12 protein-coding genes and 3 tRNA genes are annotated in these 12,329 nt (G+C 46.4%); 11 read left to right on the top strand and 4 right to left on the bottom strand.

Translation table 11 applies throughout. From position 1 onward, the window contains the following. Positions 1–55 precede the first annotated feature (55 nt). From NXZ84_RS08350 to NXZ84_RS08330, 5 genes are all read left to right on the top strand, one after another. Positions 56–131, top strand: a tRNA-Phe gene (locus NXZ84_RS08350). Positions 132–134: 3 nt separating this feature from the next. Beyond that, positions 135–209: transfer RNA gene (locus NXZ84_RS08345), tRNA-Gly, on the top strand. 4 nt (positions 210–213) lie between these two features. Continuing rightward, positions 214–302 (top strand) — tRNA-Leu (locus NXZ84_RS08340). Positions 303–456: 154 nt separating this feature from the next. Continuing rightward, entirely contained in the window at positions 457–1,047 is a 591-nt protein-coding gene (locus tag NXZ84_RS08335; protein ID WP_258839805.1) for a nitroreductase family protein, read from the top strand. A gap of 146 nt (positions 1,048–1,193) precedes the next feature. Beyond that, positions 1,194–1,508: a riboflavin biosynthesis intermediates N-glycosidase gene (locus NXZ84_RS08330; protein WP_396654033.1), complete on the top strand. Its 315-nt coding sequence runs from the start codon at positions 1,194–1,196 to the stop codon at positions 1,506–1,508. Positions 1,509–1,586: 78 nt separating this feature from the next. On the opposite strand, the gene queC is transcribed toward NXZ84_RS08330, so the two are convergent. The 4 genes from queC to NXZ84_RS08310 form a co-directional block, all read right to left on the bottom strand. Next, entirely contained in the window at positions 1,587–2,258 is a 672-nt protein-coding gene (gene queC, locus NXZ84_RS08325; protein ID WP_258839803.1) for a 7-cyano-7-deazaguanine synthase QueC, read from the bottom strand. Between the two features lie 39 nt (positions 2,259–2,297). Further along, on the bottom strand, positions 2,298–3,002 hold the full coding sequence (locus tag NXZ84_RS08320; RefSeq protein ID WP_258839802.1) for a 7-carboxy-7-deazaguanine synthase QueE: 705 nt from the start codon (positions 3,000–3,002) through the stop codon (positions 2,298–2,300). Continuing rightward, complete coding sequence (gene queD, locus NXZ84_RS08315; RefSeq protein ID WP_258839801.1) at positions 2,999–3,526, bottom strand: 6-carboxytetrahydropterin synthase QueD; 528 nt, start codon at positions 3,524–3,526, stop codon at positions 2,999–3,001. The genes NXZ84_RS08320 and queD overlap by 4 nt, the downstream gene beginning before the upstream one ends. A 95-nt stretch (positions 3,527–3,621) precedes the next feature. Then, positions 3,622–4,539 (bottom strand): 1,4-dihydroxy-2-naphthoate polyprenyltransferase, encoded by a 918-nt coding sequence (locus NXZ84_RS08310; RefSeq protein WP_258839800.1) that lies wholly within the window; start codon positions 4,537–4,539, stop codon positions 3,622–3,624. A gap of 205 nt (positions 4,540–4,744) precedes the next feature. Here NXZ84_RS08310 and NXZ84_RS08305 point away from each other — a divergent pair, with 205 nt between their 5' ends. The 6 genes from NXZ84_RS08305 (at position 4,745) to menC (ending at position 12,281) form a co-directional block, all read left to right on the top strand. Next, a complete protein-coding gene (locus tag NXZ84_RS08305) occupies positions 4,745–6,154 on the top strand; it encodes an isochorismate synthase (RefSeq protein ID WP_258839799.1) in 1,410 nt (469 codons plus the stop codon). Then, positions 6,151–7,914 (top strand): 2-succinyl-5-enolpyruvyl-6-hydroxy-3-cyclohexene-1-carboxylic-acid synthase, encoded by a 1,764-nt coding sequence (gene menD, locus NXZ84_RS08300; RefSeq protein WP_258839798.1) that lies wholly within the window; start codon positions 6,151–6,153, stop codon positions 7,912–7,914. Before NXZ84_RS08305 ends, menD begins: the two co-directional genes overlap by 4 nt. Next, complete coding sequence (menH, locus tag NXZ84_RS08295) at positions 7,898–8,764, top strand: 2-succinyl-6-hydroxy-2,4-cyclohexadiene-1-carboxylate synthase (protein ID WP_258839797.1); 867 nt, start codon at positions 7,898–7,900, stop codon at positions 8,762–8,764. The genes menD and menH overlap by 17 nt, the downstream gene beginning before the upstream one ends. Beyond that, positions 8,757–9,572, top strand: a complete 816-nt coding sequence (menB, locus tag NXZ84_RS08290) for a 1,4-dihydroxy-2-naphthoyl-CoA synthase (RefSeq protein ID WP_258839796.1) — start codon at positions 8,757–8,759, stop codon at positions 9,570–9,572. Before menH ends, menB begins: the two co-directional genes overlap by 8 nt. A 109-nt stretch (positions 9,573–9,681) precedes the next feature. Further along, complete coding sequence (locus tag NXZ84_RS08285; protein ID WP_258839795.1) at positions 9,682–11,172, top strand: o-succinylbenzoate--CoA ligase; 1,491 nt, start codon at positions 9,682–9,684, stop codon at positions 11,170–11,172. Next, the gene (gene menC / locus NXZ84_RS08280; RefSeq protein ID WP_258839794.1) at positions 11,169–12,281 is read left to right on the top strand and encodes an o-succinylbenzoate synthase; all 1,113 of its coding nucleotides are present in this window, start codon (positions 11,169–11,171) and stop codon (positions 12,279–12,281) included. Before NXZ84_RS08285 ends, menC begins: the two co-directional genes overlap by 4 nt. The last annotated feature ends 48 nt before the right edge of the window (positions 12,282–12,329 follow it).

Genomic DNA, 12,329 nt, shown 5'->3' with positions numbered 1-12,329 from the left:
GTACTTGCACGGAAAATTAATCCGTGCTACAATAGATTTTGTCAGCCAATAAAGTGGTTCGATAGCTCAGTCGGTAGAGCAGAGGACTGAAAATCCTCGTGTCGGCGGTTCGATTCCGTCTCGAACCACCATAAGCGGAAGTGGCTCAGGGGTAGAGCATCGCCTTGCCAAGGCGAGGGTCGCGGGTTCGAATCCCGTCTTCCGCTCCATCTTGCCGGGGTGGCGGAATAGGCAGACGCACGGGACTTAAAATCCCGGGGTGGGTTCCCACCGTGTCGGTTCGAGTCCGACCCTCGGTACCAACCGTAAACCTTCTTTGACGAGTAAACTCGTTAGGGAAGGTTTTTTAGTATATATTGACTAGGATTCACTGATGAACTTGACAGATAGAGAGAAACTGGTTACTATTGAAAATGATTATCATTTACAATAGAGTACCGCGGAGAGTGATTATGAATGAATGTGATAGAAGCGATTAAAACCCGTCGTACAATCGGGAAAGTAAAACAAGACCCAATCTCTAAAGATGTGATTGAAGAACTATTGGAGGCAGCACGATGGGCACCAAACTATCATTTAACAGAACCGTGGAAGTTCTTTGTGCTGACAGGGGAAGGTCGCCGTCCTCTAGGGCGAGTTCTAGGTGAGATTGCAATGGAAAAGTTAGAGGATCCGACGAGTGATGAGGGTAAAAAAATGGTGATGAAGAAGAGCGAAAAGCCTTTCCGGGCTCCAGTAGTTATTGCGGTCGCTCTTACTCCGCCCGAGCATCCAAAGTCGATATGGATAGAAGAAGTGGCAGCTGCGAGCGCGGCAGTACAAAATTTATTGCTTGCCGCACACGCTCGTGGTTTGGGAGCGATTTGGCGTACAGGTAAACCTACATACCATCCGAAGATGAAGGAGCTGTTTGGGCTAAAAGAGAAGGACGAGATGTTAGGATTTATCTACCTGGGTTATCCGGATATGAAGCCTAAAGAGGGTCGTCGGACATTAATCGAAGAAAAGACAGTTTGGATGAGTGAAGATATTTCATATTTAGGGTAAAAACACCTTATCTAGGGTGTTTTTCTTTATAATAGAGAGGTTGAGGGGTGAGGAGATGACTATATACTTTTATAAAGTGAGTGAAGAGCACGGATGCTTTTCTAACTTTTACCCTAGTCCCATAACGGTGGAGGGACGGGTGTGGAATACAGTCGGATAGCCCATATGAAGAAGAGATTCGTCTTGCTTCTAACCCGATGGAAGCGGGGATTGCTGGACGTGATCGGCAGAAACCGCTGCGTGCCGATTGGGAAGAAGTGAAAGATGAGGTGCGAATAGCAGTACAGGCTAAATTTGAGCAACATCCTGATTTAAGAGAAACGTTACTTGCGACGGGAGAGGAAGAGATTGTGGAGCAGACGAGTAACGACTATTATTGGGGCTGCGGCAAAAAGGGGACGGGGAAAAACATGTTGGGTGTTATTTTAATGCAGATTCGCACTGAGTTAGCAGGAGAGTAGAGGTTTACAGGTTTAGGTATTATACATGAGAAAGAATGAAAAAAGACAGCCATACCTGGGCTGTCTTTTTTGAGTATGTCACCGGTAGGAAATAGGGTCAGTAAGACCTAACTCCCGGAAACCTTTGAGGCGGAGGCGACAGCTATCGCACACCCCACAAGCCTCTGTCTCCCCTTGATAGCAAGAAGTAGTAAGGTGATAAGGGACATCTAGATCATGCCCCCATTTAATCGTCGCCGCTTTAGATAGATGAGCAAGTGGGGCTTCAATTACAAGTGGCTCTTTTTCTTGCGATGTTTTGGTACCCAGTTTCATTGCCTCATTCATCGCTTCAATAAATTCAGGACGACAGTCTGGATAGCCACTGTAATCGACACCGCTAACCCCGATATAGATGCGTTCTGCCCCAACCACTTCGGCATAGGAAGTAGCGAGGGAGAGGAAGATGATATTGCGAGCCGGAACATAGGTGATCGGAATGCCTTCTTCTTCACCATGGGTCGGAATATCTAATTTATCATCGGTTAAGGCACTGCCGCCGATCTGCTGGAGGAAATCCATGTTAACGATGCGGTGCTCTCTAGCCTGATAATGCTCTGCAACGTGGCGGGCATGTTCTATCTCTTTATCGTGCCGTTGTCCATAGTTAAATGTGAGGGCGTAGATCTCATATCCTGCCTGAGAGGCGATGCCCATACAGGTTGTACTATCTAATCCGCCGCTCAAAATAACGACTGCTTTTTTATTCATATTATATTTTCCTCCATTCCCAAGTGGATAAACTCAATTTTATACCCCGCGCTGATCAGGATGCCAGATATATTTATGGGTTTGTAGATTTAGTCTGATCTGTTTTTGATTCGAGGCGAGCATCCACTCGACAAGTGTCTGCGGGGAAAGTGAGGTCCACTCGGGACTAAAGAGGATTTCTCCTTCCTTTACTTCATGAGTAACCGTTTCCAGAGCTTCAACAAAATCTTCGCGGTCGGATATAACAAACTTCACTTCATCACGAGCGAGAAGATCTTCAAAGTTGCGCATAAGCATACGGGTGCGTTCCCCGCTTTTGCTCAACTTGAAATCCATGATAAACCGGACCTTATCTCCTTGAGGATGTTGGATGCGCCATTGGTGAAAAGGAGTAAGGTCGATCGCCCCATTGGTTTCTATATGAATATCTTCAATATATGGACGTTCCGCTAATTGTTGAATCAGGATAAGCGCTTTTTCTGTGTAGAGTAAGGGCTCACCCCCGGTTAAGCAGATGTAGCGATTTTGGTACGAGTCTACATCGGTCATTATCTCTGTGACGGTAGCAGTATATTCTGGTTTGTGGGGGGCGTAGCTATAGGGTGTATCACACCAGGTACAACGTAGATTACAATTGTACAAGCGGATAAAGGTGGTTGGGTAACCTGTCTTTAACCCTTCCCCTTCTACTGTTTCGAAGATCTCTACCATCGGGATGCTTGTTTCCAAAGCAAGGGTACTCATGCTTCATCCACCATCCATTCCCGTTTGAGATAGGCGGAACTGGTTGGAGTTTCATAGAGACGGATTGCTTCTAAACGCAGTTCTTGCTCAGGGGTACCCATGGTGAGTAGTCCTTGTTCCAGCTCTTCCCAAACCCATACGATCATGTTTTCAACACTCGTGTTCATAAGTGGGAGCACTTCATTGATATATTGATGATCCAAAGGCTTCATAATTCGCTCTTTGACTAGTTTTTTCAAATCTTTAAAGTCAATAACTAAGCCGATTTCATCCACCTTTCCACTCACTTGTAATATGAGGCGGTAGGTATGACCGTGCAAACTTTTACACTTTCCCTCATATAGGTGTAGATGGTGAGAGGAATCAAAAGTAAATTCTTTTTCTACTGCGACACGCCGGTGATGATATCGCAGCTGATCTTTGGTAATATCTTTGCCGAAGTATTGAAGTTTCGGCGGAAAAGTAAAAGCTCCTTCTGTGTCGAGCTGAGAAGGAGTTACATGAGTTGAATTGTCATTGGGCATAATTACACGCTCCCTAGTTTTGTTTAAAGAGTGGTGGGCTTTTCGACACTCTTTCTGTACTCAGTATAGCATATGGTGGTATGGTGTCACGTCATCTATAGCCAAAAATCTACTAGTAGGCCGATTGTGAGCAGTAGCCCATAAAGTGTATTGGTTTGTGCGGTTGCTTGCATGGCGGGCATCATTTTACTGGGAGAGGAAGAGTCGCTAAATCCCTTGATAGCGGTTACCGCTTTAGGAAGGCTGAGAAGGACAATGAGTACCCAAGCCGAAGTGAAATGAAGAAAGATTCCCAAGATAGTCCAGCTATAAGCGAGTAGAAAGAGAGTGGTAAGTAGGCGGACCGCACCCCGATGCCCAAGAAAGATGGCTAATGTTTTTCGTCCTCGTTCTTGGTCGCCCACGCGATCGCGGATGTTATTTGCTAATAAAATACCTGCGATTAAAATGGCTAAAGGGATAGAGACGAATACGCTTTTCCCTGTGACGGTACCTGTCTGAATATAAAAAGAGATAAGAACGATGAAGTTTCCCATAAATATCCCAGCGGTTAATTCACCAAAAGGGGTATAGGCGATAGGAAAAGGTCCTCCTGTGTATACATAGCCGATAAAGATGCTAACAAGCCCGACGAGAGCAAGTATCCAGCTCGTCATTTGGCATATATAAACTCCTAATAAAATGGCGACGATGCAAAAGGCGATGGCAAGATTGAAAACCTTTTGTGGTGGAATGCCATCCCTTACAATTGCTCCGCCGATCCCCACTGAATCTGCTGTATCTAATCCTCGTTTATAATCGTAGTACTCATTAAACATATTGGTGGCCGCTTGTATGAGAATGGAAGCAACCATCATGGCAAAAAAGAGAAGCCAATCGAGTCTACCATAGGATAGTGATAGGACGGTGCCCACGCTGACAGGAACAAACGATGCGGTCAATGTATGAGGACGAAGAAGTCGCCACCATATATGCCAGCTGGATGAAGTGGATGAAGATGTTGGTTTTTTCATAATGATTCTCCTTACTACAAGTATATTAAACAAGAGATAGATGAGAAAAAAGCGGCAGCATGTGAGTGCTTATTCATTTTACATCAAGATGATTGCCGATTGAAGAGGACGGGAAGGACTACTTAGATTGACAGGAAATGAGATGTGAAAGTATGCTAAAATACGAGAGAGAATACTGGGGTTATATAGATCGTGAGGGAGCAATGTGACAGCAACACAATATTCAACAATCGTGGATTTGAGTACAGAAGCTTTTGCGCAAGCTAACCAAACAGGTCAGCCCGTATTGCTCAGTGTTTCCGAACGGGTAGAGGGAGTTTCGCCGCTTGTGTTTTTTCATGCTGGAAAAGAACATTATGGTGGAAAGCGTGCATTTTGGGGAACTCCTACAAACGATCTTACTTTGGTTGGTTTGGGCTATGAATATATAATAGAGACAGAAGAAAATGAGACGCGCTTTCAGTTTGTGCAGACTAAATGGTCAACACTGTTGGAGCGCAGCTTTGTGGATAAGAAAACGGATCAAGTGGGAGTGGGGCCGCTCCTTCTCGGTGGGTTTTCTTTTGATCCGTTAAAGGAAAAAGATGTACTGTGGGAAAAGTATAAGTCTGCTTCGATGGTGTTGCCTACCTTCCTCTTAAGTGCAACCAGCACAGGGACATGGCTGACAATGAATCGTATCCTTATGCCGGGAATGAAGATGGAAGATGAACGTGTACGCTGGCAGCACGAGTGGAACGAACTCCTTCAGCATCGATGCACGAAGGGATTGAACCCCCCTTCTAGTTGTTATACGGTAGAGGAAGTTGCGCCGGAAGCGTATTTAAATGCCGTTGCCAATGTCGCTTATGCAGTACGTACGAGTGAGTTGGATAAGGCAGTGATCGCACGGGAGTTAAGGTTATCATTGGAGCATTCTCTACAGGCGGAGCACGTATTGAAGCGACTTGCTGATGAACAATCGGGAAGTTATTTGTTTGCGTTCGAGCGCGAAGGAGACTGTTTTATTGGGGCAACCCCAGAAAGGTTGGTCAAAAAGAAGGAAGATGAACTTCTCTCAACCTGTCTAGCGGGAACTACTCGTCGTGGAAAGTCGCCGTCTGAGGATAAATACCTAGGTGATGAGCTCCTTCATGACCAGAAAAACCGAGAAGAGCATGCGGTAGTGGTTCGTAAAATTACGGAAGCATATACTGCGATGTGTGGGGAGGTCGATGTTCCAGAGGCACCTGTTCTGCTGAAACTAAGAGATTACCAGCATTTGTATACTCCCGTTTCTGGACAGATCAAAAAAGAGCTAACATTGCTAGATGTTGTAGCACAAATGCATCCGACACCTGCGCTTGGGGGGCATCCTTCTGCTCGTGCACTTGAGGTGATTCGCCAAGAGGAAAAATGGGATCGTGGTTGGTACGCTGCACCGATTGGTTGGATTGATCAGTATGGGGATGGGGAGTTTGTCGTTGCTATCCGATCGGGATTGTTGCGTGATAATTATGCCTCTCTGTTTGCAGGTGGAGGTATCATGGGTGATTCTAATCCTGTGTGTGAATATCTCGAGACGCAGACAAAATTTCGCCCGATGCTGTCTGCTCTGGGGGTGCGGCCTGAGTGAATCATCAAGATGAATTGACGTATTATTTGGCTGCATTTGTAGATGAGTGGGCACGGTTGGGCTTAAAGCATGTGGTGGTTAGTCCTGGTTCTCGATCGACTCCCCTTGCTATGTTATTTGCCGCCCATCCTCAGATTCAGATATGGATGCATGTAGATGAGCGTTCAGCCGCCTTTTTTGCATTGGGAATGGCGAAAGCAGAGAAAAGGCCGGTAGGCTTGCTCTGTACTTCTGGTACTGCAGCTGCTAATTATTACCCAGCGATTGCAGAAGCGTGGCACTCCCGTATACCTTTACTGGTATTAACTGCTGACCGTCCTCATGAATTACGTGAGGTGGGTGCGCCTCAAACCATGCGTCAGCAGGGACTATACGGATCTTTCGTGAAGTGGTATCAAGAAGTTGCCCTCCCTGAAGCTTCCCCAACCATGAAGCGTTATGCCCGCACTGTGGCAGCTCGTTCGTTTTCATCGGCTACAGTGACGCCACAAGCACCGGTTCATCTCAATTTTCCATTGCGAGAACCACTGATACCGCGTTTAGATGCCCCAGAATTGTGGCGGGAAGGGAGAAGTGAGGGCAATCCATATGTAACCGTGACGGCGGGAAGTAAACATATGGAGCTAGTGCAAATGGAGCCTTTGTTGAAGCGGTTACGGGAGATCGAACGTGGATTAATTATATGCGGTCCTCAAGAGGATAGAGAGTTAGCACAAACTCTGGTCCACTTGGCGGAGTATTTGCGATATCCACTGCTTGCTGATCCGTTGTCGCAGGTGCGTAGAGGTGGCATGACGAGTGAATGGATAATAGATAGTTATGATGCCTTTTTGCGTCACGGGTTAAAAGATAAGCGTTTGTCACCACAACTGGTTCTTCGCTTCGGGGCAATGCCTGTTTCTAAGCCGTTGTTACAGTTTTTGCAAGTACATCCTCAAGTGGAGACATGGATGGTTGATGACGGAAATGGTTGGCGAGACCCCACCTTATTGGTGCAGGAAGTGATATGGACAGATCCCGTATCGTTTTGTGGGCAGTTAGTAAGTCAACTGACTACTCAACCTGCTATACGAGCAAACGAAGAATGGGAGATGGAATGGGGGAGACGCAATCGGGATGCACGGATGGTCGTTTCTGATTTTGGAGGAAGCAACCATCACTTTGAAGGGAAAATCATGCATGAAGTGATTGAGGCATTGCCACCAGATGCAACGCTGTTTGTAGGTAATAGTATGCCTATACGCGATTTGGACACTTTTCTCCACAGTGGGGGCAGCCCGATACAGGTAATGGCTAACCGTGGAGTTAATGGGATTGATGGGCTTGTTTCTACTGCTCTGGGTGTAAGTGCGTTGAGAGAAGAGGCGGTTGTGCTTGTTGTGGGTGACTTATCTTTCTATCATGATTTAAACGGGTTGATCGCTGCTAAACTGTATCCACTTTCGCTCACTATCGTCGTGGTTAATAACGATGGAGGTGGGATTTTTTCCTTTCTCCCACAAGCAAAGCAGGAAGCCCACTTTGAAACCTTGTTTGGAACTCCCCTCGGCTTAGATTATGAGGCCGTGGTTCGCATGTATGAAGGAACTTTTCAGCGAGTTGTAGAAGGGGAGGCGCTCACACCTCGAGTTCAGACAGCGATCCAAACCGGGGGTCTAAATGTGATTGAAGTCCGAACGGAACGAACATTTAACGCAAACATACATCGTCAGATGTGGGAAGCTGTAGAGCAAGCTTGTCAGTATGAGGGTAGGGGGTGAGGAAATCCGTATTGATGTGAATGGATTTCACTATTATGTGGAAGTAAGAGGAGAAGGTGAACCTCTGTTGTTGTTACATGGGTTTACGGGCTCTACTCGTACCTGGTCCTCGTTCATCCCCAGTTGGGAGAAGCATTATCAACTTGTGATGGTAGACTTTCCTGGGCATGGAAAAACAGATACACCAGCTGAAATATCACATTACTCAATGGAGCAAGTTCTTATAGATCTTTGCTGCATTCTGGATCGTCTTCAGATCGATCATACCCATCTCTTGGGATACTCGATGGGAGGACGAGTGGCGCTTGCGTTTGCCCTCACTTTTCCAGAACGCGTGAAGTCGCTTCTTTTAGAAAGCACTTCGCCGGGGTTGGAGCGGTGTGAGGAACGAAAGAAACGAAGAGAACAAGATCATCGTCTGGCGGAACAAATTGAGCGAGAAGGGATGGACTCATTCGTATCTTATTGGGAAAACATCCCGCTTTTCCGCACCCAGACACAACTGCCACTTGCTCTTCGGGCCAGACTTCGATCCGAACGTATGCAGCATCGCCCGCTCGGCTTAGCTAATAGTTTACGTGGCATGGGAACAGGGGCGCAACCTTCATACTGGAGTAAGTTACAAAATTTAACGATATCGGTGTTGCTCATGGTGGGAGAGTGGGATCATAAGTTTTGTCAGATAGCAGATGCAATGAAGAAGGAATTACCATATGCTGAACTGGTGCAGATCTCACAAGCTGGTCACGCAATTCATGTGGAACAAACGCAGGTTTTTGATAAAATAGTAATGCAGTATCTTAATTCACAATCTAGTCTAAACAGAGAAGGAGGTTCCACCCATGATTGAATGGAAGTCGGAACGAAACTATGAAGATATTCTTTATGAAACATATAACGGTATTGCGAAAGTGACGATTAATCGTCCAGAGGTACGCAACTCTTTTCGTCCAAGAACGGTTCATGAGTTGATCGATGCCTTCTCTTATGCGCGTGATGATTCTAATATTGGCGTTATCTTATTAGCTGGAGCTGGTGACAAAGCATTTTGTGCTGGTGGGGACCAATCCGTCCGTGGTCATGGCGGATATGTAGGCGATGATCAGATCCCGCGCCTCAATGTATTGGATTTGCAACGCCTTATTCGTGTTATTCCAAAGCCTGTTATCGCGATGGTTTCCGGATATGCTATTGGCGGAGGACATGTGTTACATATCGTATGTGACCTAACTATTGCCGCCGATAATGCGATCTTTGGTCAGACTGGACCTAAAGTAGGTAGCTTTGACGCTGGCTATGGGGCAGGTTACTTGGCTCGTATTATCGGCCACAAAAAGGCACGTGAAATATGGTTCCTCTGTCGTCAATACAGTGCGCAGGAAGCACTGGATATGGGATTAGTCAACACGGTAGTACCACTGGACAAGCTTGAAGAGGAGACGGTACAGTGGGCAGAAGAGATCTTGGAAAAGTCGCCGACAGCGTTACGCTTCCTCAAAGCTTCTTTCAATGCCGACACCGATGGGTTAGCCGGCCTACAACAGTTAGGCGGAGATGCGACACTTCTGTATTACACCACGGAAGAGGCAAAAGAAGGTCGCAATGCCTTTAAAGAGAAGCGGAAGCCGGATTTCGGTCAATTCCCTCGCTTTCCGTAAGTTGAAGCAAGTGTGAGTATGGATCTATTATGATGATCAAAAACAGCTGGCTGATGAGAGCTAAGCTGTTTTTGATCACTTTTTTATAGGAGTGAAAGGGGAGTCTCATATGTTATCAGAGCAGATGTTGCCTAACTGGTTAAAAAAGAGAGCGCATACCACACCAGACCGAATCGCCATGATTTCGGATGAAGGCAGGAATGTAACTTTTGAACAATTGCATGAGCGAGTTAGTGTGGTTGCGGCAAAGTTAGCGGCGTGGGGAATTGCGGAAGGAGATCGAGTGGCGCTCTTGATGGGAAATAAAGAAGTGACGGTAGAATGTATTCATGCACTGGCTTACTTAGGTGCTGTTGTTATTCCTCTTAATACTCGCCTTGCGAAAGCAGAATGTTTGTTTCAAGTGCGTGATGCGGAGGCTACATTTTTGATCACAGATGATACATATAGCACGCAAGCGATCGCAGTGGGTAAAGAAGCAGCACTGCACGTCTCTTCTTTTTCTCAATTATCACAATTAAAAGAGGGGTATGTGCCGATCAAGGATCACTTCTGTTTGGATGAAGTATTTACCATCATGTACACCTCTGGGACGACTGGAGACCCGAAGGGAGTACAGCTTACCTACGGAAATCATTGGTGGAGTGCGATTGGTTCAGCTCTCAATCTGGGGCTCAATGCTAGTGATCGATGGCTCGTCTGTGTCCCTTTATTTCATATGAGTGGCTTTTCGATTTTGATGCGCAGTGTGATCTATGGGATGGGGGTTGTTCTTCATCCTTCCTTTGATGTGGAGCGTGTGCATCACTCACTCTGTCACGATCGAATCTCGCATATTTCTGTGGTAAGTACTATGATTCAGCAATTACTGGATCATGTGGATGGGAAAACATGCCCGAATACACTGCGGTGTGTGTTGTTAGGGGGTGGCCCGGCACCTACTCATCTATTGGAGCGTTGTCGCGATAAAGAATTGCCTGTATACCAGACATATGGGATGACAGAAACGGCATCACAAATGGCAACTTTAGCACCTGAAGATATGATGAGAAAACTGGGATCAGCGGGTAAACCCTTATTTCCAGCGGAGCTGTGCATCGTAAAAGAGGGTGAGCAACAGCCAGTGGGACAGGCCGGGGAGATTGCTGTGCGTGGCCCCAATGTAATGAAAGGGTATTGGAATCATCCAAAGAAAAATAGAGAAGTGTTTCAAGAAGGTTGGTTTTATACGGGTGATATTGGCAAAGTGGATGAGGAAGGGTTTCTCTATGTGCTGGACCGCCGTAAGGATTTGATTATTTCTGGAGGAGAAAATATTTACCCAGCACAAATCGAAGCAATCATATCTCAACACCCGGCTGTACATGATGTAGCCGTAGTAGCGCAAGCAGATAAACATTGGGGACAGGTGCCAATCGCTTTTGTCAGCCTGTACTCAAGTGTAGAGGAAGAGGAATTGCGGCGACATTGTGCCGCTTCGTTAGCTTCCTATAAAGTGCCTAAAGAGGTGCGTGTTGTTTCTGAGATTCCGCGTAATGCGTCTAATAAAATAATGCGACACCTTCTCGTAGAAAGGCTAATAAAGGAGGAGAAAAGATGAGGGTTTGCTCTGCTACGCTCCATCACATTTGCATGCGGCTGAAAACCCCATTTGTAAACAGCTTGACCACTGTGGAAGAAAGAAACTTAATTTTAGTGGAGTTAGAAGATGAGCTGGGAACGAAGGGATGGGGGGAATGCGTTGCTTTTTCTTCTCCGTGGTACACAGAGGAGACGATTACCACCGCTTGGCATGTGATGACCAACTTTTTACTTCCGTTATTGCAAGGCGTAACCATCACATCTGTGTGGGAGGTGAGTAAGCTATTTGCTCCTGTCCGCCGTAATCCGATGGCAAAAGCGGGCATTGAGGGAGCTGTTTGGGACCTTTTTGCTCGCCGTCAAGGGGTAGCTCTTTCATCTTTGATGGGTGGGAAACCGGGTGAAGTGAAAGCAGGTGCCACAGTTGGGCTAAAGGCATCCCTGGCACAGATCGTGGAGGAAGTTTCTTATCTTCACCATGATCAAGGGTATGAACGCGTAAAAGTAAAGATTAAACCAGGACGTGATGTGGATCTTATTCATTGTTTGCGACAAAGATTTCCACAGTTAATGTTAATTGCTGATGCCAACTCTGCTTATACTTTGGCAGACCTGGATCACCTTCGCTTGTTGGAGCCTTATAAACTAACGATGATTGAACAACCGCTGGCTGCTGATGATATTGTGGATCATGCCACCTTGGCGAAGCAGCTGCGTATTCCTATCTGTTTGGATGAAAGTATCACCTCGGCTGAAGATGCTCGCCGCGCATTGGAACTGGGTAGTTGTCAGGTGATGAGTATCAAGATCGGTCGTGTAGGAGGGATTGCTGAAGCGATTCGCATCCATAATCTATGTGCACGCCACAAGGTGCCTGTCTGGGTAGGCGGAATGCTCGAGTCAGGTGTTTCACGTGCGCAACATCTTGCTTTGGCAACACTCCCCAATTTTACGATACCCGGAGATCTATCAGCATCGACACGTTATTGGGAACAAGATGTAACAAAGCCTGAGGTGAAAGTAAGTCAGGGAAAGATTCGTGTACCTAGTGGTACGGGCATTGGCTTTCATATAGATGAGGAGCGATTAAGAGCGGTTACGGTGCGCTCGCTAAAGAGGCAACTGTAAGGGATAGAGCTCATATTGCATTGTCATAATGAAAAACGGCTGCTAGCA

The organism is Mechercharimyces sp. CAU 1602 (assembly GCF_024753565.1).
GTDB lineage: Bacteria > Bacillota > Bacilli > Thermoactinomycetales > JANTPT01 > Mechercharimyces.
The sequence above is the reverse complement of the archived record's forward strand: the minus strand, read 5'-3'. Positions and strand labels throughout refer to the sequence as shown.

Bases quoted from the DNA above. Each gene is read 5' to 3' on its own strand.
- queC (WP_258839803.1), bottom strand. From the start codon at position 2,258: ATGAATAAAAAAGCAGTCGTTATTTTGAGCGGCGGATTAGATAGTACA.
- menH (WP_258839797.1), top strand. From the start codon at position 7,898: ATGAGGGTAGGGGGTGAGGAAATCCGTATTGATGTGAATGGATTTCAC.
- queD (WP_258839801.1), bottom strand. From the start codon at position 3,526: ATGCCCAATGACAATTCAACTCATGTAACTCCTTCTCAGCTCGACACA.
- NXZ84_RS08310 (WP_258839800.1), bottom strand. From the start codon at position 4,539: ATGAAAAAACCAACATCTTCATCCACTTCATCCAGCTGGCATATATGG.
- NXZ84_RS08320 (WP_258839802.1), bottom strand. From the start codon at position 3,002: ATGAGTACCCTTGCTTTGGAAACAAGCATCCCGATGGTAGAGATCTTC.
- NXZ84_RS08335 (WP_258839805.1), top strand. From the start codon at position 457: ATGAATGTGATAGAAGCGATTAAAACCCGTCGTACAATCGGGAAAGTA.
- menB (WP_258839796.1), top strand. From the start codon at position 8,757: ATGATTGAATGGAAGTCGGAACGAAACTATGAAGATATTCTTTATGAA.
- menC (WP_258839794.1), top strand. From the start codon at position 11,169: ATGAGGGTTTGCTCTGCTACGCTCCATCACATTTGCATGCGGCTGAAA.
- NXZ84_RS08285 (WP_258839795.1), top strand. From the start codon at position 9,682: ATGTTATCAGAGCAGATGTTGCCTAACTGGTTAAAAAAGAGAGCGCAT.